This is a genomic window from Duganella sp. Leaf61, from assembly GCF_001421905.1.
Taxonomy (GTDB): domain Bacteria; phylum Pseudomonadota; class Gammaproteobacteria; order Burkholderiales; family Burkholderiaceae_D; genus Rugamonas; species Rugamonas zoogloeoides.
Genome location: NZ_LMLM01000006.1, coordinates 1 through 23,926, shown reverse-complemented (window position 1 = coordinate 23,926; position 23,926 = coordinate 1). Strand labels below are relative to the sequence as shown.

Here is a 23,926-nt window from a genome sequence, read left to right as displayed (position 1 = left end):
CGGTCAGCGCCAACCGCCAGGTCGCGCGCCGTGGCAGTCCAGCCGAGGACGCAGACCGCAATGTCCGCCCCATCACGCCGCCACCGCCGTCAGTGCGCACGCCAGCGCGACAGCATCCAGCATGCGGCTGATCTGCAAGGCATGACGGGGCCGCTGGGCCGGATCGCCATGCAGCAGCGCGCGCAGCAGCACCACGGCCGGGCCGCGCGCGGCATGCGGCAGCAGCGATGCGAAGCGTGTTTCTTCGTCGGCGTGCAGCGTGGCGGGGATGGCGCCGCCATGGGTGCGCCGCAGCACGTCGGCGCCGGCCGTGTGATGGGCGCGGTAAGCGTGGCCGCAATCGCTGCAAAAGCGCAGCGCCTGGCCGCCCGTGATCAGAAAATAGAACATGGCGCCCAGCGAAAAATAGTCGCTGCGGGCGCTGCTGGTGTAGGCTCCATCAATGGGAAAAAACTGTTCCGGCGCCTGCCAGTTGGCGGTGCCGGCGTACGAATGCTGGCGCGGTTCGCCCAGCAGGCGGTTGGTGCCGAAGTCGGCCAGCTTCACCGTGTTGCGCTGGCGGTCCACCAGCACGTTGGCCGGTTTGAGGTCGAGGTAACGCCAGCCGTACTGGTGGACCTTGGCCAGCGCCTGGTTGATCTGCGCCAGCCATTCCAGCGCGCGCGCGATCGTCAGCTGATCGGCGGCGTCGCGCAGCGCCGTCATGTGCTTGCCCAGGTCGGTGGACATCAGTTCGAGCGCCAGCACCGGCAAGCCCTGGTGCCAGCCGCTGTCGAGCAGGCGCACGATGTGGCGGCCATCCCAGGGCGCCAGCGACTGCAGGAAGGCGATTTCGTTGGCAGCGCTGCCGGTCCAGCGTTCGCGCTGCGCGGGCCGGGCACGGTCCATCTGCTGCTGGTTGATCAGTTTGACCGCCACGTCGCCAGCGCCATGCGGGCCGCTGGCGCGCCATACGTGGCCGTAGGCCGAGCCGCCGATCTGCTCGCGCAGCCGGTAGTGGCCCCGTTCCATCGCGATGATTGCGTTTGCTGTCGTCATGATCCCCCCGTTGGTGTCGATTAGCGGGGGGCGACGAAAAAAAGCCCCCGGCGATGGCGGGGGCGGGGAGGCTCAAAGCTGATGCGGCTTAACGGCGATATCCGTCGTAGCGGTCGTGGCGATCATGACGGTAATCGCGGCCACCACGGTCATAGTAATAATCGCGGCGCACCTCGCGGTATTCGCGATAGACCGGGCGTGGCGGTTCTACATAGACCACGCGTGGTGGCGGCGAGTAGTACCGTGGTGGTGGCGCGTAATAGGTGCGCGGCGGTTCGTAGTACACCGGTGCCGGCTGAGAGTACACGCGGGTTTCGACGTAGCGGTCGTCGCGACGATAGCGATCGCGGGAACTCAGACCGTTGCCGACCGCTGCGCCAACCAGGCCGCCGACGATGGCGCCGTCACGTCCGCCGGCGCTGTTGCCGATGGCGGCGCCGACCACAGCACCGGCCACCGTGTTGAACTCACGGTCGCCTGCGTAAGCCGCCGACGATACTGCGGCTGCGGCCAGTAACGCGGTGCCCATCAATTTTTTGATCAACATGGTAATCCCCTTGCTGCGGCACGGATCGGAATGATACGTCTGCCGGTGATGTCACTATAAAGCGTCAAGAAAATCACGCAATCAGTTAAACACCTGCTTACAATCAAGACGGGTTGTAACAATTAGCTTACAAGCGGGCTTACAAACGCGCTTACAAACGGCGTTCTTCCCACTCGGGGCGCAGCAGGCTGAAAATGCCCACATCCTGGAAGCGGCCATTGATGAAAAAGCTCTGGCGCAGCAGCCCTTCGGCGGTGAAGCCGCATTTCTGCGCCACCCGTACCGAGGCCTTGTTCTCGGGCGCCGTCAGCAGTTCGAGCCGTTGGTACTGGTGGACATTGAACAGGTAATCGACCAGCAACTGGCACGCTTCCGTCATGTAGCCGCGCCCGGCCAGCTTCGGCTCGAACAGACGGTAGCCGATTTCACGCGTGGTGGGGGTGCGGCTCTTGAAGTGGGTGATCACGCCGATAACGTGGTGCAGGCTGTCCTCGATCACGAACAACTCGCTGTCGTCGGTGACGAAGCCGTGCTGCATGAATTCGCGGCGCAGCGTTTCGGGCGATTTAAAATGGGTGGAAAAATGATCGCCGCGCGATGGCAGGTCGTTGACCAGGGCGATGAAGGTATTAAGGTCGGTGCCGATCACGTGGCGCACGATGCAAATCTGACCCTTGAGCATAACGGTTTTCCTTCTTGCTGTGGACGATCATCTTATTCCAGCACCCCCTACAAATCAATGTGGATGACAAGCGCGACACGATCGGTTATCGTTGAATATTAACTTGCAATCCATTCACTTTTTACAGGGCCCGCATGAAATCCGTCTCCGCATCGAAACTGACCATCCTCGCCAGCAGCCTGTTGATTGCTTCGGCCTGCGCTTCCGCCACCGCATGGGCGGCGCCGGCCAACGATCCCGCCACCCTGGCGCAAATCCGTGACAGTGCGATGAAGGAGGACTGGGCCTACGAGCGCCTGGCCGACATGACCGATTTGATTGGCCCGCGCCTGTCCGGTTCCGCCGGCGCCGCTGCCGCCGTGGAGCAGGTGGCCGACGCCATGCGCAAGATCGGCGCCAAGGTCACGCTGCAGCCGGTCAAGGTGCCGCACTGGGTGCGCGGCGAGGAAAAGGCGCAACTGGTCGATTACGCCGGCCGGCCGTCGGGCATCACGCAAAAAGTCGTGCTGTCGGCACTGGGCGGTTCGGGCGCCACGCCGGCTGCCGGCCTGACCGCGCCGGTGATCGTGGTGCGCGATTTCGACGAACTCAATGCCCGCAAGGCGGAAGTAAAGGGCAGCATCGTGCTGTTCGACGTGGCGTTCGACGACGAAATGGCCAAGGGCGGCCAGGCCGGCAAGGCCTATGGACGCGGCTCCAACTACCGTGGCAACGGCCCGCGCGTGGCGCAGGAGCTGGGCGCGGTGGGTGCGCTGGTGCGCTCGGTGGGCGGCGCCGACTTCCGCCTCACTCACACCGGCAACACCGGTCTGGTGGACGGCAAACGGATTCCTGCCGCCGCCGTGACGGCGGAAGACGCGATGCTGATTTCGCGCCTGCTCAAGCGCGGCGCGGTCAAGATGCACCTGACGCTCACGCCGCAAAACCTGCCTGACGCCGACAGCTACAACGTCATCGCCGACTTCCCCGGCACCGACAAGCCGGAAGAAGTGGTGATCGTCTCCGGCCACCTCGATTCGTGGGACCTGGCCACCGGCGCGCATGACGATGGCGCTGGCGTGGCAGCGGCCATGGCGGTAATCGACACGCTGAAAAAACTCAAGCTGCAACCGCGCCGCACCATCCGCGTGATCGCCTGGATGAACGAGGAAAACGGCACCCGTGGCGGCAAGGGTTACTTTGAATTAAACAAGGAAAAGGTGGAGCAGCACTTTGCCGCCATTGAATCGGACAACGGCGCCGGCCGTCCGTTCGGCTTCATGGGCAGCGTGCGGCCGTCGATGGTGAAGTATTTTGCGCCGCTGCAAAAATCGCTGGACCAGATCGGCGCCGGCGTATTTGATCGCCGCGACGTGGCTGGCGGCGCCGACATCATGCCGCTCGAGCGCGCCGGCGTGCCGTCGTTCCAGCCGCTGGTAGACTTCACCAACTACTTCAACTACCACCACACTGCGGCCGACACGCTCGACAAGGTCAATCCGCTGGACCTGAAACGCCAGGTGGCGGTCATGACGTCGCTGACCTGGTACCTCGCCAACATGGACGAGAACATCGGCCGCACGGTGGTGCCGCAGTAATCAGAAGGAATTGAGCGGTATCTTCAGGTACCGCACGCCGTTCTCCTCGGCGTCGGGCAACTGCCCGGCGCTGATATTGACCTGGATCGCCGGCAGGATCAGCACCGGCATGTCCAGCGTCGCATCGCGCCGGGTGCGCATTTCCACGAACTGCTCTTCCGTCACGCCGTCGTGGATGTGAATATTGTGCGCCCGCTGTTCGGCTACCGTGGTTTCCCACGCCGCATCGCGCCCGGCCGGCGGGTAGTCGTGGCACATGAACAGCCGCGTTGCCGGCGGCAGCGCCAGCAGGCGCCGCACCGACCGGTACAGCGTGGCCGCGCAGCCGCCGGGAAAATCGCAGCGCGCCGAACCCACGTCCGGCATGAACATGGTGTCGCCCACGAATACCGCGTCGCCGATCCGGTACGCCAGGTCGGCCGGCGTGTGGCCGGGCACGTGCAGCGCCTGCAATTCCAGCGCGCCGATGGTCAATACCTCGTCCGGTTCGATCAGGTGGTCGAACTCGCGGCGCACGCCCGGCGCTTGCGGAAACACCCGCGCGAACGCCTGCTGCACTTCGGCGATATGGCTGCCGATGGCGATGCGGCCGCCCAGTTCCTGCTTCAGGTAGGGCGCCGCCGACAGGTGGTCGGCGTGGGCATGGGTTTCCAGCAGCCACACCGGCTTGAGGCGCTGCATGCGCACGAACGCAATCACGGCGTCGGCCGAGGTAGTGGACGTGCGGCCCGACCTGGGATCGTAGTCGAGCACCGAATCGATGATGGCGCAGTCGCTGCCAGCGCCTGCGTGGACGACATAGGTGACGGTGCCGGTGGCCGCGTCGAAGAACGCTTTGATCTGTGGATTCATGGCGGGCATTATAATAAAATTTCATATCAGGGAAAGACCTGGAACGTTTTTTGATGTTTCCCAGGCCATCCGTGCGCAAGGCGGCGCGGCCTTCATGATAGTCTGCATAGCCATCAATAGGAGCCACCCATGGACAAGATTCACTACAAGGGCTGGGAAATTGTTCCCACCGTCCTGCCGACCAGCGACAACAAATTCACGGCCAGCTGCGACATCGAGCGCGCCAACGCCGACGGCGTGGAAGTATTCGAGGGCGCCACCATGCAGTTCGTGCGCGATACCGAAGACGACGCCATCACCGCCGCCTGCGAAGAAGCCATCCGCCAGATCGACAACATCATCGCCAATCCACTGGTGCGCCTGGCCTGACGATAGTGGCGGCCATGCGGGAAGAGCACCTCGTGTGATAACATGGCCGCATGACCGTCTTCTTCCGTTCCCTCATCGTGTACTGCATGCTGCTGGCGCTTCCTTGCCAGGGCTATGCTGCGGCCGCGATGATGGCCTGCCTGCCCGCCAAGGTGCCGGCGACCGCGCACATGGTCATGCCCGCCGGTCCCCACGATCACGCGGCCATGATGGCAGCGCTGCAACAGTCACACGCCGAACACGCCGCGCAATCTTCCGATAACGCGTCTTCTCACGCCGGCCACACCCACGGCAGCGCCAAGTGCGGCGGCTCCGCCTGCTGCGTTGCGGGCGCCCCGGTGCTGGCCGATCTGCTGCCCGTGCCGGTGCTGCCGGCCGTCTCGAACGCCGTCGCGTTCTACGCCGACTACCTCCCTGCGGTCGATCTGGCCCACCCCGAACGTCCCCCTCAGGCATAAGCCGCTTTCCCGCGACAGGTCCGTCCACGGCCTGCGCCATCCCTGATATTGCCGCGACAGATCCTGCCCGGAACCTCTGCGCGCATACTATTCATACAATTTATAAAATCGAGGTGTAAGACATGACTTGTCTGCATAAACCTGGCGGCGCGATTGCCATGGCGGCGGCGCTGCTGCTGTCCGGCTGCGCGTCGCTGTCCGGCGACGGTGGCTTCAAGGCCGCCGCCGCCGTCAGCGAACAGCGCACCGGTGCACCGGCCAGCGTGGCCGGCCGCCTGCCGCAGAATGACGACGATGGCCGCGCGCTGGCCGCCGTGATCGACCAGAAACTGGCGCAACCGCTGACCGCCAACGACGCCGTGCACATCGCGATGCTCAACAACCGTGGCCTGCAAGCGACCTACTGGTCGCTAGGCATCGCCGAGGCGGACCTGGTGCAGGCGGGGCGCCTGCAAAACCCGGTACTCGATTTCAAGCGCAGCCACGGTGGTGGCGCGCTGGAAATCGAACGCACGCTGACCTTTAACCTGCTCGGCATCCTCACCGCGCCGATGGCCGGCCGGATCGAAGGGCGCCGCTACGAGCAAAGCAAGCTGCTGGTCGCGAACGAAGCGGTGCGGGTGGCGGCGGAAACACGCCGCGCCTGGGTGGCGGCAGTTGCAGCAAGCCAGAGCGCCGACTATGCGCAGCAGGTGGAAGCATCGGCCCAGGCCAGCGCGGAACTGGCGCAGCGCATGCGCGACGCCGGCAACTGGAGCGCCATGGACGTGGCGCGCGAACAGGCCTATCACGCCCAGACCATCGCCGACGTCAATGCGGCCCGCAAGGGCGCCGTGATGGCGCGCGAAAAGCTCACCCGTTTGATGGGACTCGCCGGCGCGCAAGCGGCCTATAAACTGCCGGGCCACTTGCCCGATCTGCCGGCGGCGCCATCCGAACTGGCTGACATCGAACAGGTTGCGGTCAACGAGCGGCTCGACATCCAGGCCGCCAAGCTCGATGTGGCGCACACCGCCAGCACGCTGGGGCTGACCAAGACCACGCGCTTCATCAATGTGCTCGACCTGGGCCTGGTAGCCAACAGCGAAGGGGCGACCAACACCCGGGGCTACGAGATTGCGCTGGAAATCCCGCTGTTCGACTGGGGTTCCACTCGCGTTGCCAGGGCCGAAGCGACCTATATGCAGGCCGCAAACATGCTGGCGCAGACCGCAGTGAACGCCCGCAGCGAAGCGCGCGAAAGCTATGCCGATTACCGCGCCTCGTACGACCTGGCGCGCCACTACCGCGACCAGGTGCTGCCGGCCCGTAAAAAGCTGGCCGACGAAACCCTGCTGCGCTACAACGGCATGCTGATGAGCGTGTTCGAACTGCTGGCCGACGCCCGCGAACAGGCCAGCGCGGTGCGCGGCTACATCGCCGCCCAGCAGGACTTCTGGACCGCCCAGGCCAACCTGGAGGCCGCACTCGGCGGCCGCCTGCCGGCGCAAACCATCCACCAAGAATTGAAGCAAGGAGACCAACCATGACCACCCGCAGAACGTTCCTGAGCGGCGCCGCCCTGATTGGCGCCGGCATGGTGACCAAGGCCGGCGCGGCCTCGCTGCCCGAAGCGCCGGTGCAATCGTCGTCGGCCACCGCGCCGCCGCTCGCGCCCCCCAATGGCCGCCCGTACAACCCGGTGGTCACGCTCAACGGGTGGACCCTGCCGTGGCGCATGAAGGACGGCGTCAAGGAATTCCACCTGGTGGCCGAGCCGGTGGTGCGCGAAATCGCCCCCGGCATGACCGCCAACCTGTGGGGCTACAACGGCCAGAGTCCGGGCCCGACCATCGAAGTGGTGGAGGGCGACCGCGTGCGGATCTTCGTCACAAATAAGCTGCCCGAGCACACCAGCGTGCACTGGCACGGCCAGCTGCTGCCCAACGGCATGGATGGCGTGACGGGCCTCACCCAGCCGGGCATCAAGCCCGGTAAAACCTTCGTTTATGAATTCGTGGCGCGCAATGCCGGCACTTTCATGTACCACCCGCACGCGGACGAGATGGCGCAGATGGCGATGGGGATGATGGGCTTCTGGATCACCCATCCGAAGAATCCGAAACAGCACGCGGTGGACCGCGACTTCGTGTTCCTGATCAGCGCCTACGACATCGAGCCGGGCAGCTACACGCCCAAGATCAACACCATGACGGACTTTAATTTGTGGACCTTCAACAGCCGCGCCTTCCCCGGCATCGACCCGATGGTCGTGCGCAAGGATGACCGGGTGCGGGTACGCGTGGGTAACCTCACCATGACCAACCACCCGATCCATATGCACGGCCACACCTTTGAGGTGACCGGCACCGACGGCGGCTGGGTCAAGCCATCGGCGCGCTGGCCCGAGGTGACGACCGACATCGCCGTGGGCCAGATGCGCGCGATCGAATTCGTCGCCGACGCTCCCGGCGACTGGGCCTTCCACTGTCACAAGTCGCACCATACGATGAATGCCATGGGCCACGACGTGCCCACCATGATCGGCGTCGATCACAAGGGCGTGGCCGCGAAGATCAACAAGCTGGTGCCGGGCTACATGGTCATGGGCGACAAGGGCGGCTCGATGGGCGACATGCGCATGCCGCTGCCGGAAAACACGCTGCCGATGATGAGCGGCGACGGCCCGTTCGGCGGCCTGGAAATGGGCGGCATGTTCACGACCCTCAAGGTGCGCGAAGGCCTGGCGCGCAACGATTACAAGGACCCCGGCTGGTACCAGCACCCGAAAGGCACGGTCGCCTACGAGTGGACCGGTGAAACCCCGCCGGCGCCGCGCGCGCCCGGCATGCCGGAAGGGTCTGCGCCCAAGCCGGCGGCGGATGCCTTGAATATCAAGCGTGATGGCGGCGGCCACCAGCATCATCATTAAAAGATGACCGGTCCCCGGCCTCTCAGAAGGGCAGGGGACTGCTGTCGGGCAGGGCGCTGTAGCGGCGCCATGCGATACGGTCGGTATCGATATGATCGACCAGATTTGTCACATCGAAATGCGCGTACGTGCGCGAGAAGCCGCCCATGCGCGGCGCCACCAGCAGGATCGGTAGCGTGGGGAATACGCGCTGGGCCTCGGCGACCAGGCGCGCGCCCGGCGCAGGATAAGTGCTGTCCGGCGGCACCAGGATCACTGCCAGTGTGAGCTGCCGGATGGTGAGGACGGCGGCGGTCAGTTCCAACGGTTACAGCCGGTCGCGGAAATTGCGCGCATCGAAACGCACGATGCGCCCGATCACGATGCAGTCCGCGCCCTTGCACGGCTCTGGGCGGAACGCCGGATTTTCCGACGCCAGGAACCACTCGCGGCGCTGGTACACCAGGCGTTTGATCACGGCCTGGCCGTTGTAATTCATGGCGAACACGCCACCTGCCTTGCGCGCCTTGTCCCCCGTGTTAATCACCACGATATCGCCTTCGTACATCAGCGGCTGCATGCTGTCGCCCTTGATCTTGATGGCCAGCAGCGCGCGCGGCGACAGGTCGTTTTCTTCGAGCCACTGGCGCGGCACATGGTGCTGGCCATTTTCTTCGTACAGCGGCACCGTCTCGATGCCGTCGATGCCCGCTTGAAGGTGCAACGACACCAGCTCGATCGGCACCGATGGCGGCGCCAGGTCATCATCGTCGGTTACCGGCTGCGCCTCGGGCATGTCGATGCCCGCCACCGAGCGCGAAGCCTCGGCAATCTGCGCCGCAATGGTGGGGCTGAACGCATCGACCGGCACCGCCAGGCCACGCGCAAAGGCGGTAGCGGCCTTGATGTTGAGCGGCCGCCGGCCCGCCACGTATTGCCACACCATGCCTTGCGAGCCGATGTCGAACTGCAGGCCGAATTCCGCCTGCGAGATCTTCGGCTCACGCGCAGCCAGCAGCGCCTTGAGCCGCGCAGCGTCGTCCAGTTGCCAGGGGGCGAGGGATGTCGATTCAGGTTTCATGAAAGGAAGTTTAGCACGTTGTTGCACATCTGACGAGCTTTGCTATTGATTTATGTAATAGCGGTGCTATTATTCAATTTGTCTTCACCGACATTTCATCAAACATCAAGAAAGAGCCATCATGCCCGTTCCCGACATAACCCCGTTCAGCGCCGGCGCATTGGCTCAACTCCTGACGCTGCCCATTGCCGCTGGCGCAGCCGCCACCGCGCTCACTTTCCTCTTCAAATGGCCGCGCACGCGGCGCGAAGCGCTGGTGCGCTTTGCGTGCTCAATCTGTACCGCCGCCTTGCTCGGACCACTGCTGCTGGTGGCGCTGCATAGCTGGTGGCCCACCTTGTTCGACTCGGCCAGGGTGCTGGCTGTGCTGTATGGCGCACCAGCGATGCTGGGCGTGGTGGCGGTGGCATGCCCGGTATTGGTACTGGCCGGCCTGCCCGCCTGGTGGGGGCTGGGCGCCATCGTGCTGTGGCTGGAGCGGCGGCGCGGCAAGGACATCGGCGAGCTGGTACATGATGCTGCGGAGGTGGTGCGTGAGGTGCGGCGTGGGTGAGTGCCGGGAGACGGTGTTGTCGGTATGGCAGGAGCGCCCCGCTTGTGTCATAATATTGCGCTGCGCTGCTCCGATGGTGAAATTGGTAGACACTGGAGACTTAAAATCTCCCGCCGTAAGGCGTGCCGGTTCGATTCCGGCTCGGAGCACCAGCCCGAATTTTAGCGGTACATCATAAAACGCCATAAGCTCTTGAATTTCAAGGGTTTATGGCGTTTTTTGCTTTGCGCCATAGCCAACTTATGACCCTTAAAAACCACTGTTTTCTGCTACGCTTTACACAAAATTTACACACGTTTTACACAAGGAGGTTGCCATGGCAAGTTATAGCAAATCCGGAAAGCGGTGGCGTGTAGCCGTATCAGTGCACGGTGTCCGGGATACGAAGACGTTCTCCACCAAGGCTGAGGCCGTGGCATGGGCGGCAGAACGCGAGAGTGAAATCCGATCTGGCGTAACTCAACCCCTAGCTGCAAGGAAGACGGTGGATGAAGCATTCGAGCGCTATCTGAAAGAGGTCTCGTTGCATAAACGAGGGCATCGCATGGAGCGCCACCGGCTCGCCGCCATCGCTGGTCACGTGGTGGCCGGCAAGCGCTTGGGAGACATGCTTCTTGCTGATATAACTTCGGATGTTATCGGCCAGTGGCGCGATCTTCGACTTCGGGGAACCGCTGCCGCGCGTTTCGAGGACAAGGTCAAAGGCGCGTCTGTCATTCGTGAGCTCAATCTACTCTCGCATGTCTTTACAAGCGCGCGGCGCGAGTGGGGTTGGATGGTAAAAAGTCCCACCACCGACGTGCGCCGACCGAAAGGATCCGAACCGCGCGACCGGCGCATCAGCGCAGATGAAATCGAGCGCATTTGCGTCGCGCTGGGATTCGACGAAGCGCCGGTGAATTCGAAGAGCGGTGCGGTTGCAGTGGCTTTCCTGTTCGCACGCACACGCACCGAGCAGTTGATTCCCCCACGGTCTGGGCGGGCGTGGTGGGCACGGTGCAGGCGTTGATCAATAGCGACGCATTCGGGCTGCGTTTTCCCGAGCGCTGTCCGGATGGACAAGCAATTTGTGGCGGTGATACGGACGCCTTTCCGAGCGAAGGTGGCGCCGTACTGTATTTCGCGAGATGCCCAAACGCCTCGCGATCTCTCTCAATAAGACCTGGTCTCGAATGTGCCCGCGTCAAATAATGCCTAGTAGTGCCACGTCGATCACTCCAATTCCCCGCTCAATGTCGTGAACAGGATTGTGTCTTAAACGTGGGGCAGATCCGTTTGCAAATTATGGAGTGAAGTGGGTCAGATTTTGCTGCAAATCAACAGCCTTGTTATGATGCGAAGATTGCCCGAAAGTCGTCTAATCTGAAAATTATAATGAAGACTCCGAATATTCTGGATCCCCGTGCTTTGGTCAGGTAACGAAAGTAAATAAGCCAATTATGAGTGAAGACGACACCGGCACAACGCCGATAGAAATTGACAAAGTTCGAGCATCAAAGGCTGGCCATGCCTTCCATGAAGCTTGGGCCGCTCGGACCGCTCTCGAACTCCTACCGCCGTCGACCGACCTTTCAGCGATCACGCTTGAGGGGTTCGACGAACAGGACGAGCAAGATTTGGGAACTGGCGCGGTCGAGATTGCTGATCTTGTTCGATATCACGGCGCCACCGATGTTGCGCGGGCGCATCGAGTTGCGGTAGTCCAGTTCAAGTATTCAATCGCGAGCGCCGCCAAGGCAGTTCGAGCTGCTGACCTGGTATCAACACTTAGCAAGTTCGCTGCGACTGACGTTGAACTCAGGGCAACCCACGGCGATGATCACATTCTCGCTGTTGTCCGTTATGAATTTGCGACGAACAGGCCCATCCACGAGAATCTAACTCGGGCGATTTCAGCGGTCGTCGCGGGTACGCAAGAAACGGGCGATACTGACCGCCAAGCCGGTCAGATCGCCCAAGCCCTCAAAGACTATCCCCACCCGTTTGCCGACCTGCTACGACGATTAGCGCTGGTCGGCAGCAAGGGGAGCCTAACTGAGGCTGAGCGCGCGATTTCAACAACGCTAGCTGCATGGAGCGAACCTGGCGACCCGGATGCCGAGAAGCGCTTGCTCAAGTTGCGTAATCTCATCCGGATCAAGGCCGGTCCCGGTAGCGAGACGGACAAGCGAATCGATCGGGTCGCGGTTTTGGCTGAGTTGGACGTGGAGCACGAGGATCGGCTGTATCCCACGCCTGATGCTTTTCCAGAGGTTGAGGTCGTCATTCAACGCGACGCTCTTGACGAGATTGCAAACCTCGCCCGTCAAACCGGTCTTCCGCTCGTTGTCCATGCTGCAGGCGGAATGGGAAAGACCGTATTGATGCAAGGGCTCGCCGACCGGTTGCGAGCCGATGGCCCTGTGGTGCTTTTCGATGGTTTCGGCGCCGGTCGCTGGCGGGATCCTGCTGATGGCCGGCATCTTCCGGAGCGAACACTTGTCCACCTGGCCAATCTCATGGCCGGCCAGGGCCTGTGCGACATATTGTTGCCAGTGGCTGACATAACGAGCTTGATGAAGGCATTCCGCCGACGCCTCGCCCAATCGGTGGAGACAGCTCGGCGAACTCGCAACGATGCATGTGTTTCGCTAGTGCTCGACGCTATTGACCACGCGGGACTTGCCGCGCGGGATACCGCTACATCATCATTCGCACACCTTCTAATTCGTAGCATCAGTGTCGATCCGATCGATGGAGTTCGTATTGTCGCATCGTGCCGAACTGAACGGCTTACGTTGGCAACAGGCGATGCTTCGCACCGTACTTTCACCATTCCACTGTTCACTGACGCGGAAGTACGTTCCCTTGTTGAGCGGCGCGTACCGAATGCTTCTGCAGCCGAGATCGCCGCTTTGCAGACCCGCTCAGGTCGCAACCCACGTTGTCTGGATAACCTGATTACGACTGGGCGGCCGTTCGATCCCGTGTCGTTCCCTGACGCCCCCGGAGAGTCGCAAGATTTGCTCAACGTGCTGCTTCGCCAGCGCTTTGCTGAGGCGCGCGAAACTGCACGCGCTCGCGGTGCAAGCGATGCGGACATTGATCTCCTGCTCACGGGTATCGCCTTGCTGGCTCCGCCGGTTCCTATCGAAGAGCTGGCTGCGGCACACGGCTTGATCGCGGAGCAGGTTGAAAGTTTCGCGGCCGACCTCGCACCTTTGCTTGAGCGAACACCCCACGGCCTGATGTTCCGAGATGAACCGACCGAGACCCTGATTCGATCCAGCTACGGAACGGACCAAGCGGGACAGGATCGCATTATTGCCATACTCCAAGAACGTCAGCTCACTTCAAACTATGCAGCTCGGGCACTGCCCGCGTTGCTCACGTCACTACGCGATGCCGATCAGCTCATTCAATTGGCATATGATCTGCGTGTTCCCCGACGCGCCTCACAGGTAAGCGCGCGCGACATTCGTTTATCACGGATCACCGCTGCGATCGCAATGGCGGGACAGTTGAACCGGCGCGACGACCTTTTGCGCCTGCTGTTGGAGGCGTCGCTGGTGGCAGCAGGACATGAGCGGTCCGATCGCTTTCTCTACGAGCATCCTGATCTCACCGCTGTTGCGGGTGACCCCGAAGCCTTGCGGCGGCTTGCCTTGACCAATGTTGGCTGGCCAGGCGGGAAGCACGCTTCGCTTGCGCTTGCGAGCGCCTTCGCGGGTGATCTGGAGGAGGCACGTCGGCATGCTAGGCGATCGATTGATTGGTACAATTGGGCCGCGCATACCAAACGCAGTGCGCGTTTTATCGACTCAAGCACCGCAGGGCAATGGGACGATATTGGCTTTGCATATGTTGAGATGTTGGCGGGCAACGACGTGCGCGTTGCGGAGTTCTTTGCCCGGCGAGACGACGGTGTGGCCTTCAATAAGTTTCAGGACTTGTTTGATCTTCTGGATCGACACCAACACTCGTCCCATCCGCCGAAGACGCGCATCGCGATGAGGCTATTGCGTTGCCAATTGCCTTCTCGTTCACTCTACGCCGCAGCGCTTCCATTCGTCGGCCGCACCCCATCCCACGCTAAAAGACTTGTCGCGGCACTCGCCGCCGCAGCTCCTGCGAAAGGGAAAAGCGACGGCATGGAGAGGGCATGCGTGCTGGCATCTGTGCAAGCAATAGAGTTCGGAATGGAGAAAGAGGCAGGAAGCATCCTCGAAGGAACTGGACTGACATCGCCAAGCGTATATGACTATGCCAATCAGTTTCCGAGTGAACGAAGAATCCATGTGACCATACTGGCTGCTGGTGTTCGTGCCGCTTTGAGCCGGAAGAAAGCATCCCTGATAGACATAGCGCCGGCGGAGTTCATCGGAATGGTCCCGGCAGGCGCTCGAACCCGAGGGGGCGCGGCTTTCAGCCGGGCGCTTAACCAGAAGCTGGCGGCTCCGAAGTTCGACGGATCTCGGCACCGACGGAAGAGGCGGGGTGATCTCGACGAGAAAACGCGATCGGACTACTCCCGTACGTTTGTTAGCCGGATCTTGCCGATGTTAAGGCTTGCCCAGGACGTCGCCGACATCATCCGTCCACCCAATGGAAAAGCCCGAGACGAAATGGTAGCTGCGGCATTCCACCGATATGTTCAAGATGTCGAGCAGGCGTCTAACTATCCGTATCGGGATGGGAAGGCGTATCTCGCCCAAAGCGGCTTTCGCGCGATTTTTGACCTGGCTGACACATTGGGTGCGCTGAACGCCACGCTTGCGAAGCGTATGGTCGAATGGGCGGCGAGTGCACCGGGCCTTTTTACACCGGAACTAATCAGTGTGGTTGCTCGACTATCTCGGTTCTCCGAATGCCATGATGCTGCGCTTTTTCTGGCCAACGACCTCGACCGCAAGATCCGACTCGATACTGATGTCGGAACCAGAATCTCGTCCTATGGTGATCTCGCTCGCGCAACTTGGCGCGTGAGCTCGGAGGAGGCCGCTGCCTATTTTCGCCGTGCGCTCGATCTTGCTGAGGCAATTGGATCAGATGACTTCGATCGTACCAACCATCTGCTGGAGCTGACCGGGCACTATTCGGGGCCTGAGTTTCCTCCGGTCGCGGCGCACACCCTGGCCCGTATTCTTGAATTGAATCAGCACGACGACGGGAAATTCCCTTGGATTGAATTCGCGAAAACGATGGTGCCAATTGCCGGTAGAACGACGTTGGCAATGCTGGCGCGACTGGACGATCGTGACGCTGCCCGGCTCGGACTGTCACTCGGCCCGGCGCTAACTGTTCTTGTTCGTGACTCGAAGCTTTCAGTTGAAGCCGCCGTCGCTCTATTTGGCATGGCTGCACCGGTCGAAACGTGGACCTGGAACGTCTCGGACTTCGCGTCAGAGGTCATTCGACTTCTACCTCAACAGCGAAGGGAGTGGTTCTTTGATCTTCTTCTCCAAGAGATCGATCGTGAAGATCAATTATCGCCTGGCCGGGAAACGACTGAACGGCTGCATGAACTTGCTGAGCGTAGTCTTCCTGCTGCCTCGCATGCTCGAACAAGAATCAAGGGTCTGTTGGCTCGCCTTGGCCCGAAATCCGAATCGCAAAGATTCATGCCTTCGTCAGTCGCGGAGGAGCCGCAACCCGTCTTCCCGGTTGACATCACTGACGCTGACGACATTGATCGTCAGATCCTCAATGAGAAGATTGATCAGTCGGGCCGGCGCTGGCCTGCTCGAACACTGAACGATTTGGCCAAGCGCGCAAACTCGCCCTCCGACCGCCTGGCGTTCGTCCGGGCGGTCGTTGAAACAGCAGCGGCCACGCTTGCCGAAAAGGTCCAGGCACTGGAAGACTATTTGGAGGAGTGGGGTGGTTTGTCGGCAGCGATGCGTGATGCTCTGCCTGGCTTGGCGCTACGTCTCGCCAGCAAGCACGCCGACGAACTTGCCAATTCAAGCATCGGCGCGTGGGGCGGCTGGCGTGGGCTGGAGCGACATTTTCATGCTGACCGCGCTAGCATTGTCGAGCACGTTGTTGCGGCGCTCCGTGGCACCGCGGCCAATCTTGGTGGTAATGCCTGGCTCGCACTCGCAGCAAAACTAGCTCCTGACGTGAGTGCCAGCGCTATTGCGAAGGGTCTAGAACGGTTTTTGGTGAGCACCGATGAAAAGTTGCCGCCCGAAGTTGGGGATGGACCGTGGGCCGAGAGCTTTGCCGTTCCGCCAGAAGAAGCAACATTTGTGGCCGGGCTTGTCTGGGCAAGACTCGGTCATCCCGTCGCAGCAATGCGCTGGCGCGCAGGCCATGTGGTTCGGCGACTCGTGGCCGCTGGACGGCGGGATGTTATTGATCGACTGATCGAGCGCTTTGGCGCCAATTCGAGTTTGCCCTTCGGCGATGCGAAGCTGCCATTCTACCGAATGCATGCGCAGCTTTGGTTACTGATAGCGCTTGCGCGCGTGGCGAAAGACGCTCCTGCCGCATTTGTCCCCCATCGCGAGTTCTTTGAACGGATCGCATTGTCCGCTGAATTTCCGCACGTCGTAATGCGTGCATTCGCAATTGACATACTTCGCGAGCTCGCACATGCCCTGGTTCCAGACGCGCGCGATGCGCTATTGGCCAAGCTCGGTCTCTCAAATCAATCGCCCTTCCCATCGGCTGCTAAACCCGATCATCGCGAGTTTCGATATATCCCGAGGCCAGACACTTCGTCGCGGTCAGAGGATAGTTTTCATCTGGACTATGATTTCAACAAATATCAGATCGAACGCTTGTGCCAAGTTTTCGCATGCCCAAGTTGGGAGGTGGAAGACCGCATTAACGCATGGGTGCGGCGTTGGGACGGAACTGTCCGAGGAATGTACGATTGTCCACGTAGCGCTACCGATGACACATCTTGGTCGTCGGGATATGTGCCGGACCGAGATCGGTATGGGGGATATCTCGGATGGCATGCGCTCATGCTTGTTGCTGGTGAGCTGCTTGCATCAAGGGCGGTCGTCGGCGAGGACTGGCGTGGTGATGCTTGGGCCGCGTTTCTTAAGGAATACAGGCTATCCAGAGATGATGGGCTTTGGCTTTCCGATCTCACCGATCCCTTTCCGCTCGACCTTACCAGTGAGGCAGACATGCCAATGCCGGAAAGCGGTGAAAAAGGCACTGGCCGTGCGGACAGAAATTTGCTAGCACCATTGCTCGGTATATTGGAGAGCAAGTTAAAGACCGATTGGCTCCCGGTTACAGGGCGTTGGACAATCGGGGGAGATACGACTGTCACGCTTCAAAGCGTATTAGCGAATGCAACTGATGCACGTGCGGTAGTGATGGCCGTATTGTCAAGCGAAGTCTTTTTCAGATGGTTGCCAGACGATGCAAATGAGATTTCCCATCATTTTGGAGACCATGGTCATACGGTTCAGGCATGGACGGCAAAAACACCTGACGCCGAACCGCAGCTCGATCGGCATGATCCGTATGGTGCATCCACTGCACTGAATAGGCCTTTCCCGTCAGAGTGGGCGAGAGACCTGCTTGGGACTGTCGCAGATGATCCGGTGAGCCGACGTTGGTCGGTCGACGGAAAATCAGCCTATCGCGCCGAAGCCTGGGGGGCGGAAGGCGGACGCGGTGACTATGCTTGGAGTAAGACTGGATACCGCTTGTTCGTCAGCCGGGACACGTTACTTTCTCTTCTTAATACATCAGAGCGCAGTCTTGTCGTCGTGCTCATGCTTCAGAAATACCATCAAGGCAAGTCTAGCGGACGTGCCGGCGATACCAGCGCCTTCACCCATCGGTCGCTGGTGGTCGTCATCGACGAACGTGGCCAGGTTTGGTCTCCGCGTGGCCTTTCTCGACAGGCCAAGGATGCGCTTGGATCGCTCGACCCACATCGACGGCGTGATCTCTATCCGCGATTCCGCGCGATCGCAGGCCTGCCCGATGAGTGGCTGGCGCGGCGCACATATCCGCCGATTGACGAGGAGGAGTATCGAATCGTCATCGAACGACTATGGTCCGAATAATGGGGCTGCCTCCTCGGCTCTCCCTCACACTGAAAGAGGTTTTTTGTAGGTCCATTATTCTGAATGGGTACAGAGTAGGAATTGAATTGCCACGAGTTTTCTAGACACTCGCAAGCCGCTGGAAATACTGTTTTTCATATTCGACCGGCGACAAGTCACTGCTGAAGCTGTGCCGGCGCTTTGGATTGTAAAACATCTCGATGTAATCGAAGACATCCTGCTTTGCTTCATCCCTGGTGCCGTATGTCTTTCGCCTGATTCGCTCTCGTTTCAAGAGATGAAGGAAGCTTTCGGCTACGGCGTTGTCATGACAATTCCCGCGTCGGCTCATGCTCTGTTGCAGGTTGTGCTCGTCCAAGAAGTCGCGCCAGTCGTAGCTGCTGAACTGGCTGCCCTATCGGAATGTACCATCACCGTATTCTTGGGCCGCCGACGCCAGACAGCCATCAGGAGCGTGTTCATCGCCACCTCGCGATCGAGGCGCGGACCATCGACCAACCAACTACCTGCCGCGAAAACAGGTCCAACATCACGGCCAGATAGAGCCAACCTTCGTAGGTACGGATGTATGTGATATCCGTTACCCAGACTCGATTCGGTTCTTCGACGTCGAACTGGCGCTGTGAATCGCCCCGGGTTTGAAGGAGGCTGGTTAGTATAGGGCAGGCCGAAAAGGCCCGTTCAACTGCTTGTGATAGTTTGGCTTAGCCTCTGCCGGCGCTATATCTTTATCCACTGCCATCGAGTGGTGCCAGGGCTGATGATGCGTGCTATCGCGTATCTTGAATCCGCGCCTCACTTGTCCTGCGTGACTTTGGCGCGGCACGTGCCTTGCTGCTCACCCGCGCAGGCCAAGGCAAAGCGCGCCAGGATATCGACGATGCCGATCACTTCTCGCTGATCGCAGCGCAGACCTGGGCGCGCGAGCAGCCGAGTGCTGCAGTACGCGCAGATCACCTGTTCAGTGTAGTCACCAGTGCCCTGTTGACGTCACATGAACGCTGCGCCTGCAAGCGGCTGACGGCTGCGGTGATCAACCTGCCGCGATCAATGCCGTATCAGATGCCCACCGTCGCAGTAGAGTGCACCGCGCGCCGAATATAGACCTCGGCAACGAGCAGATTCGGAACCCATGCCAGCCATGCGATAGCCGTATAGGCCGTGTTGAAATCGACGCCGATGATCTGTGACAACGGCAGGTAGATGCGCAGTGTCACTGCTGCAAAGGTCAACGCGTATGAGCGTATCATCCAGCGCCGATGGCCTGAGAAATTGCGCGAGAGGGCCGTCAACCAGCCCTGCAAGCTAACGTAGATCCACACCGTTCCAAGCAGGCCGAAGCCGGCCACGGCCAAGGGACCAGTCGAAACCCCTGCCGACAGGACCAGCGCAGAGGCGCCGCCGACAACGCAACTGAAGACGTAAATGCGTCCGCTCCAGCGGTGAAGCCGGGGATAATGTTTGCGGACATTGCCCGAAAATTGCAACCACCCCAGCAGCAAGGCGGTAGCAGCGGCGCTTGCATGGACCACGATCCAGGGCTCGACATAGCGGTTGGCGAGCACGTTCGGCGGCGCCAGCTTGAGCGTCGCCAGATACCTGTACGAGACCAGCGCGACCAGCACGGCGACCGCGATGGCGCCATATTGAACCGCCTTCAACAGCGTCGTTCCCGGTGTCGCGTTCCAGCTTGACTTCATGCGGATTCCCCTCAAATAGTGAATAGACCCGCTCACTTGCTCGACTCCCACCAGCGCACGTTGTCTCTGGACTGTCCGACCGTTACTGGCTCGCCCAATTCAGGTGTTGCCAATGCGATGCCTTGCTCCTGCGCTAGTTGGGCGATCGCGTCGAGCGGCGCCCTCCAGGCATGAAAGGCAAGATCGAATGTGCTGTTGTGAATCGGGATCAGCATTTTCCCGCGCAAGTCACGAAAAGCCTGCACACTTTGTTCCGGCCGCATGTGCATGGTGGGCCAGGCGGCATCGTACGCGCCGTTTTCAACGCAGATGGCGTCAAAGCTGCCAAAGCGCTCGCCAATTTGGCGGAACCCACCAAAGTACCCCGAATCGCCACTGAAAAAAATGCGCTGGCCGGCCGATTCAAATACCCAGGACGCCCACAGGGTGCGATTGGTATCCCATGGGCTCCGGCCGGAGAAGTGTTGCGCCGGCGTTGCAGTGATAACCAGCCCGTCGAGTTCGGTCGATTGCCACCAGTCCAGTTCTGTGATCAGTTCTGAGGGCACGCCCATGCGTACCAGGCGTGGCTTGACACCGAGCGGCACCAGGTAACGCCGCGCTCGGGTAGCAAGGAAAGCCATCGTGCGGGCATCCAGATGATCATAATGGTCGTGTGAAATGACCACGCCTTCTATAGCGGGCAACTGCTCCAGCTGCAGCGGCGGCACGCTGTAACGGCGCGGGCCCGCAAAGCGCACGGGCGACGCGCGCTCGCTCAGGACTGGGTCGACCAGCCAGTATCTGCCTTGCAGCTTGAGCAGCAGTGATGAATGGCCAAGCCGGATCAGGTGGTTGGCATTGTCGCTCAGTTCGTTCAGAGCCTGCGCCGACAGGCGTCGCACGGGTATTGGCGTCGTCGGTACCGTGTCGACCTTGGCACGCAATAGCGCGCGTAGCCCTGCCAGCCAAGTGCCGGCGCCGGTCGGTGAGGGAAAAATTTCCTGGTTGTGGAAAACGCCATCGGCGTACTGGGCCGACGCTGCATAAGGCGACTGCGCGACCGTGATGCCGGTGAACGCACAGCCTGCCAGCAACTGTACACCTAGCATATTGAGCAATAAATTTTTTGTGTGCATGGCGTCAAAGCGTCACGACCAGCTTCACGGCAGACACGCCGGCAGCGTGCACTGCCATGGCTGCAGGAATGGCCTCCAAGCCGTGCCCTGCGACCTGGCAAGCAGGACTAGGCTTGAATGCGCCGTGCGCCAGCGCTCCGGGAAGATAATCCTGGAAAATCATCGGGCCTACCTGATTATGGATGAGCGAAGTGCCCCAGACGAACGGTGCTGCGACACCAAGTCGGTACGCCCTCCATTTCAACTTCAGTATGCCAATAGCGTTATTGGTCAGAACCGGTAATAGCTTGCGCAAGCGCCCACGACCGACCGGGATGCCGTCGAACGAGGTTGGTGGCGTGATCACCGCAACCGCGCGCCGGCCTCCTGCTGCGACCACCGCATCGAGACAGGACGGCGCTGAGCCGGTACCGATCGCCACGGCACCGACACAGCGCGACTTTCCAAGCGCGCTGGTAAGATCTGACACGACAGTGTCGCTACGGTAGTCGAACGCATGGCGCGCACCCAAAGCCCGGACCAGGCCAAAATTAGCGGGCGAGCAGGTGGTCAGCACCTCATAGCCGGCTGCAACAGCGAGCTGGATGGCGTTGAGCCCGACGCTGGTCGAGCCGCCCCAGACGATGACGGTTTCGTCGCGGCGCTGCGGTGCCAGCTGCGGCCGTGCCAAGGCCAGGACATCGTCCTGAAACAGGGCGCAGGCCGCCGTCGATAGTCCCAGCGGCAGCACGCTTGCCTGCTCGTAGCTCAGGCCGGAAGGCAAATGCGTCATCATGTGTTCGAGCAGGACGACATGGGTTTGAAAAGCACCTTCGGCGGAGCGGTTGCGCCCCTTGTCGACACCGCCAGCCAGGCCCAGCACGCGGTCGCCGGGCTTGAAGCGGGTCACCGCTTCACCGACCTCGACCACGTCGCCAGCGACATCGTGGCCGACCACCATCGGATACGTCAGCCACGGACAGGCGAGGGCGCCGATGGTTTGGACGTGGCGATCAAAGGGGTTGAGTGCGACGGCGCGCGTGCGGACCACGACTTCCTGGCGTTGCGGCGCGGTGTAAGGCGCAGGCCCTGCTATGAACGCTGCCCCCTTGGCAGGCAGCCACAGGGCGCTGTTGATGTTGTCTTGCATAGTGATCTCCGGATGGACGAGCACCGATTCTAGGCAGGCAACAGCAGATGAACAATGCTGCAAAGTCGCATAATTCATCGCATTCGTCCAGCATGGAAGGATCGCGACAGATTTGCCTGGTGCGTTTCAGATGGTGCCGGCCGCCAACTCGAACGGGTATCATGTGTCGTTTAACCGTCTGCGCCTGCCTCATGGATCCCTTGTCCGATGTATTGTCACTGCTAAGGCCATCCGATTACGCTTTTCGCGGGTTGGAGGCAGGAGGCGACTGGTCGCTGCACTATCCGGCGGACGGCTCGCTCAAGTGCTTCGCCATCACTCTCGGCCGTTGCTGGCTGTATGGCGCGGCGCCAATTGGCCAGCGCCAGTTGCAGCAGGGCGATGTTGTAATGGTGTCAGGCGGAACGGCTTTTTCGCTCTGCAGCGATCCGGCAGTGCCGGCGGTCGATGTTGGCGAGGCCTTGACCGTGGTCGGTCCGGGCAACGTGGCGCGCATCGGAACTGACATCGATTGTGCCGGACTTGGTGGTTACTTTGGTTTTGGAAATACACATGCTGGTGCGCTGCTGGCCATGCTGCCACGGGTTTTGCACGTTACTTCCAGCGCGGGGGCGTCACTTCGGCAGTCGATTGCCCGCTTGATGGAAGAGCTGCGGTATCCGCAGCCGGGTGGGCAACTGATGGCCAGCCATTTTGCCCAGGCCCTGCTGATCGAGGCATTGCGGCATCACCTCAAGGCTGCAGAGCCGGGCCAACCCACCTGGTTGTACGCACTGCAGGACAGCAAGCTCAGTGCCGCGCTCAGCGCCATTCACGCCGATCCTGGACGCCTCTGGACAGTTGCTCGGCTTGCAGACGCTGCGTGCATGTCGCGCTCCGCATTTGCTGCGCGGTTTGCCCAGACGGTAGGGGAGTCGCCAATGGCGTACGTCACAAGATGGCGGATGCTGCTTGCCTGCGAGCGGCTGGCGGTCAAAGGCGCCACCATCAGCGGTGTCGCAAAATCGCTTGGATATGAATCCGACAGTGCTTTCGGTGCGGCGTTCAAGCGCACAGTGGGTTTGTCACCCAGGAGAGTGACCCAGGCGGCATGACGTTATTTGTACTGTGAGATAGCCCCCTGATTCCCCGGACACAGCCTATGCGTTATTCTTACGGATAGGAATAGGACTGTGCATATGACTAGGAACAAGCAAACAATCGAAGTGGTGACAGTGAGCGAGGAGCGTCGCAGGCGCTGGTCAGCCGAGGAAAAGGCGGCACTGGTGCGCGAGACGTACGAGCCAGGCATGAACGTGTCGCTGGTAGCGCGCAAGCACGGCGTGGGGGCAAGTCAGTTGTTCAACTGGCGCAAACTTGAGCGCGAAGGTGCCCTGACTGCGGTCACGGCCGGCGAGTCGGTTGTGCCGGCGAGCGAACTGGCAGCAGCACGCGCCCAGATCGCTCAACTGCAGCGCATGCTCGGCAAGAAGACGATGGAGGCGGAAATTCTCAAGGAGGCCGTCGAGTTCGCTCGCGAAAAAAAGTGGATTGCGCGCTCGCCCTTGTCAGGCAAGGACGACCAGTGAAGCCGGTTTGTTCTGCCCTTGGCGTAGCGCGCTCACACGTTTCGCAATTAATTGTTCGGCCCGCCGACTGGGTCGATGGCCGCACCATACAGACGTTTCACCAACCTGCTGACGCGATCCTGGTTGACGCAGTGCGCGCCGAGATCACCGCATTGCCGACGTATGGCTATCGTCGTGCAGGCGCTCTGGTCAACCGTGTCAGCAGCGGTTGTAAACTGATACAGGGGGGATGCGGACCTTTTCTTGGACTGGTTTACATCGTTAAACCCAAGCTTTCACGATACTCGATCGGACTCAGATAGCCAAGAGAGCTCTTGATGCGCTTTTCGTTGTACCAGCGAATGTA

Annotated in this window: 19 protein-coding genes, 1 tRNA gene and 3 pseudogenes; 11 read left to right on the top strand and 12 right to left on the bottom strand. The window is 61.0% G+C overall.

The features are described 5' to 3' along the window. Positions 1-72: 72 nt before the first annotated feature. The 3 genes from ASF04_RS07625 to ASF04_RS07615 all read right to left on the bottom strand — a co-directional run bounded on the left by ASF04_RS07625 (position 73) and on the right by ASF04_RS07615 (position 2,267). A complete protein-coding gene (locus ASF04_RS07625) occupies positions 73-1,038 on the bottom strand; it encodes a serine/threonine-protein kinase (RefSeq protein ID WP_056139612.1) in 966 nt (321 codons plus the stop codon). Between the two features lie 88 nt (positions 1,039-1,126). After that, a complete protein-coding gene (locus ASF04_RS07620) occupies positions 1,127-1,585 on the bottom strand; it encodes a glycine zipper domain-containing protein (protein WP_019922533.1) in 459 nt (152 codons plus the stop codon). Between the two features lie 151 nt (positions 1,586-1,736). After that, the gene (locus tag ASF04_RS07615; protein ID WP_056139610.1) at positions 1,737-2,267 is read right to left on the bottom strand and encodes a GNAT family N-acetyltransferase; all 531 of its coding nucleotides are present in this window, start codon (positions 2,265-2,267) and stop codon (positions 1,737-1,739) included. Positions 2,268-2,401: 134 nt separating this feature from the next. On the opposite strand from ASF04_RS07615, the gene ASF04_RS07610 reads away from it, so the two are divergent. Further along, positions 2,402-3,844, top strand: a complete 1,443-nt coding sequence (locus ASF04_RS07610; protein ID WP_056139608.1) for a M20/M25/M40 family metallo-hydrolase — start codon at positions 2,402-2,404, stop codon at positions 3,842-3,844. Here the strand turns inward: ASF04_RS07610 and ASF04_RS07605 are convergent, their stop codons facing one another. After that, positions 3,845-4,696 carry an MBL fold metallo-hydrolase gene (locus ASF04_RS07605; protein ID WP_056139606.1) on the bottom strand — a complete coding sequence of 284 codons (852 nt, stop codon included), beginning with the start codon at positions 4,694-4,696 and terminating at the stop codon, positions 3,845-3,847. It lies immediately after the preceding gene. Between the two features lie 129 nt (positions 4,697-4,825). On the opposite strand from ASF04_RS07605, the gene ASF04_RS07600 reads away from it, so the two are divergent. The 4 genes from ASF04_RS07600 (at position 4,826) to ASF04_RS07585 (ending at position 8,434) form a co-directional block, all read left to right on the top strand. Further along, entirely contained in the window at positions 4,826-5,065 is a 240-nt protein-coding gene (locus ASF04_RS07600; protein ID WP_040377908.1) for a hypothetical protein, read from the top strand. 50 nt (positions 5,066-5,115) lie between these two features. Next, positions 5,116-5,523 carry a hypothetical protein gene (locus ASF04_RS07595; protein ID WP_056139604.1) on the top strand — a complete coding sequence of 136 codons (408 nt, stop codon included), beginning with the start codon at positions 5,116-5,118 and terminating at the stop codon, positions 5,521-5,523. A gap of 122 nt (positions 5,524-5,645) precedes the next feature. Then, positions 5,646-7,052, top strand: coding sequence for a TolC family protein (locus ASF04_RS07590; protein WP_056139602.1), 1,407 nt, complete (start codon positions 5,646-5,648; stop codon positions 7,050-7,052). Beyond that, the gene (locus tag ASF04_RS07585; RefSeq protein ID WP_056139600.1) at positions 7,049-8,434 is read left to right on the top strand and encodes a multicopper oxidase family protein; all 1,386 of its coding nucleotides are present in this window, start codon (positions 7,049-7,051) and stop codon (positions 8,432-8,434) included. The genes ASF04_RS07590 and ASF04_RS07585 overlap by 4 nt, the downstream gene beginning before the upstream one ends. A 22-nt stretch (positions 8,435-8,456) precedes the next feature. Here ASF04_RS07585 and ASF04_RS07580 read toward each other — a convergent pair whose 3' ends face one another. Then, positions 8,457-8,738: a hypothetical protein gene (locus ASF04_RS07580; RefSeq protein ID WP_056139597.1), complete on the bottom strand. Its 282-nt coding sequence runs from the start codon at positions 8,736-8,738 to the stop codon at positions 8,457-8,459. A 3-nt stretch (positions 8,739-8,741) separates the two neighbouring features. After that, positions 8,742-9,494 (bottom strand): LexA family transcriptional regulator, encoded by a 753-nt coding sequence (locus tag ASF04_RS07575; protein ID WP_056139596.1) that lies wholly within the window; start codon positions 9,492-9,494, stop codon positions 8,742-8,744. Between the two features lie 121 nt (positions 9,495-9,615). Here ASF04_RS07575 and ASF04_RS07570 point away from each other — a divergent pair, with 121 nt between their 5' ends. The 3 genes from ASF04_RS07570 to ASF04_RS27390 all read left to right on the top strand — a co-directional run bounded on the left by ASF04_RS07570 (position 9,616) and on the right by ASF04_RS27390 (position 11,056). Beyond that, complete coding sequence (locus ASF04_RS07570; RefSeq protein ID WP_056139594.1) at positions 9,616-10,047, top strand: hypothetical protein; 432 nt, start codon at positions 9,616-9,618, stop codon at positions 10,045-10,047. A gap of 67 nt (positions 10,048-10,114) precedes the next feature. Next, positions 10,115-10,199: transfer RNA gene (locus ASF04_RS07565), tRNA-Leu, on the top strand. 164 nt (positions 10,200-10,363) lie between these two features. Then, positions 10,364-11,056 (top strand): hypothetical protein, encoded by a 693-nt coding sequence (locus tag ASF04_RS27390; RefSeq protein ID WP_156368568.1) that lies wholly within the window; start codon positions 10,364-10,366, stop codon positions 11,054-11,056. A gap of 81 nt (positions 11,057-11,137) precedes the next feature. On the opposite strand, the pseudogene ASF04_RS28095 reads toward ASF04_RS27390, so the two are convergent. Then, positions 11,138-11,221: pseudogene (locus ASF04_RS28095) on the bottom strand (helix-turn-helix domain-containing protein); the annotation flags it as partial. A gap of 265 nt (positions 11,222-11,486) precedes the next feature. Here ASF04_RS28095 and ASF04_RS07555 point away from each other — a divergent pair. Further along, complete coding sequence (locus ASF04_RS07555; RefSeq protein ID WP_056139590.1) at positions 11,487-18,065, top strand: hypothetical protein; 6,579 nt, start codon at positions 11,487-11,489, stop codon at positions 18,063-18,065. A 100-nt stretch (positions 18,066-18,165) separates the two neighbouring features. Here the strand turns inward: ASF04_RS07555 and ASF04_RS07550 are convergent. The 4 genes and pseudogenes from ASF04_RS07550 to ASF04_RS07535 all read right to left on the bottom strand — a co-directional run. Then, positions 18,166-18,688 (bottom strand): annotated as a pseudogene (locus tag ASF04_RS07550) (IS3 family transposase); the annotation flags it as partial. A 435-nt stretch (positions 18,689-19,123) separates the two neighbouring features. After that, positions 19,124-19,765, bottom strand: a complete 642-nt coding sequence (locus tag ASF04_RS07545) for a DUF2306 domain-containing protein (RefSeq protein WP_056139588.1) — start codon at positions 19,763-19,765, stop codon at positions 19,124-19,126. Positions 19,766-19,797: 32 nt separating this feature from the next. Continuing rightward, positions 19,798-20,883: an MBL fold metallo-hydrolase gene (locus ASF04_RS07540; RefSeq protein ID WP_082488615.1), complete on the bottom strand. Its 1,086-nt coding sequence runs from the start codon at positions 20,881-20,883 to the stop codon at positions 19,798-19,800. A 4-nt stretch (positions 20,884-20,887) separates the two neighbouring features. Next, positions 20,888-22,012, bottom strand: coding sequence for a zinc-binding alcohol dehydrogenase family protein (locus ASF04_RS07535; protein ID WP_056139585.1), 1,125 nt, complete (start codon positions 22,010-22,012; stop codon positions 20,888-20,890). 191 nt (positions 22,013-22,203) lie between these two features. On the opposite strand from ASF04_RS07535, the gene ASF04_RS07530 reads away from it, so the two are divergent. After that, positions 22,204-23,106 (top strand): AraC family transcriptional regulator, encoded by a 903-nt coding sequence (locus tag ASF04_RS07530; protein ID WP_056139718.1) that lies wholly within the window; start codon positions 22,204-22,206, stop codon positions 23,104-23,106. An 84-nt stretch (positions 23,107-23,190) separates the two neighbouring features. Further along, positions 23,191-23,777 (top strand): annotated as a pseudogene (locus tag ASF04_RS07525) (transposase); the annotation flags it as partial. 56 nt (positions 23,778-23,833) lie between these two features. On the opposite strand, the gene ASF04_RS26605 reads toward ASF04_RS07525, so the two are convergent. Continuing rightward, the coding region (locus ASF04_RS26605) for an IS3 family transposase (RefSeq protein ID WP_156368535.1) at positions 23,834-23,926 on the bottom strand (93 nt) is incomplete at its 5' end.

Excerpts from the sequence above, each read along its gene's own strand:
- ASF04_RS07625 (WP_056139612.1), bottom strand. The coding sequence starts at position 1,038 with ATGACGACAGCAAACGCAATCATCGCGATGGAACGGGGCCACTACCGG.
- ASF04_RS07595 (WP_056139604.1), top strand. The coding sequence starts at position 5,116 with ATGACCGTCTTCTTCCGTTCCCTCATCGTGTACTGCATGCTGCTGGCG.
- ASF04_RS07600 (WP_040377908.1), top strand. The coding sequence starts at position 4,826 with ATGGACAAGATTCACTACAAGGGCTGGGAAATTGTTCCCACCGTCCTG.
- ASF04_RS27390 (WP_156368568.1), top strand. The coding sequence starts at position 10,364 with ATGGCAAGTTATAGCAAATCCGGAAAGCGGTGGCGTGTAGCCGTATCA.
- ASF04_RS07575 (WP_056139596.1), bottom strand. The coding sequence starts at position 9,494 with ATGAAACCTGAATCGACATCCCTCGCCCCCTGGCAACTGGACGACGCT.
- ASF04_RS07610 (WP_056139608.1), top strand. The coding sequence starts at position 2,402 with ATGAAATCCGTCTCCGCATCGAAACTGACCATCCTCGCCAGCAGCCTG.
- ASF04_RS07530 (WP_056139718.1), top strand. The coding sequence starts at position 22,204 with ATGGATCCCTTGTCCGATGTATTGTCACTGCTAAGGCCATCCGATTAC.
- ASF04_RS07605 (WP_056139606.1), bottom strand. The coding sequence starts at position 4,696 with ATGAATCCACAGATCAAAGCGTTCTTCGACGCGGCCACCGGCACCGTC.
- ASF04_RS07620 (WP_019922533.1), bottom strand. The coding sequence starts at position 1,585 with ATGTTGATCAAAAAATTGATGGGCACCGCGTTACTGGCCGCAGCCGCA.
- ASF04_RS07540 (WP_082488615.1), bottom strand. The coding sequence starts at position 20,883 with ATGCACACAAAAAATTTATTGCTCAATATGCTAGGTGTACAGTTGCTG.
- ASF04_RS07615 (WP_056139610.1), bottom strand. The coding sequence starts at position 2,267 with ATGCTCAAGGGTCAGATTTGCATCGTGCGCCACGTGATCGGCACCGAC.
- ASF04_RS07590 (WP_056139602.1), top strand. The coding sequence starts at position 5,646 with ATGACTTGTCTGCATAAACCTGGCGGCGCGATTGCCATGGCGGCGGCG.
- ASF04_RS07570 (WP_056139594.1), top strand. The coding sequence starts at position 9,616 with ATGCCCGTTCCCGACATAACCCCGTTCAGCGCCGGCGCATTGGCTCAA.
- ASF04_RS07545 (WP_056139588.1), bottom strand. The coding sequence starts at position 19,765 with ATGAAGTCAAGCTGGAACGCGACACCGGGAACGACGCTGTTGAAGGCG.
- ASF04_RS07555 (WP_056139590.1), top strand. The coding sequence starts at position 11,487 with ATGAGTGAAGACGACACCGGCACAACGCCGATAGAAATTGACAAAGTT.
- ASF04_RS07535 (WP_056139585.1), bottom strand. The coding sequence starts at position 22,012 with ATGCAAGACAACATCAACAGCGCCCTGTGGCTGCCTGCCAAGGGGGCA.
- ASF04_RS07585 (WP_056139600.1), top strand. The coding sequence starts at position 7,049 with ATGACCACCCGCAGAACGTTCCTGAGCGGCGCCGCCCTGATTGGCGCC.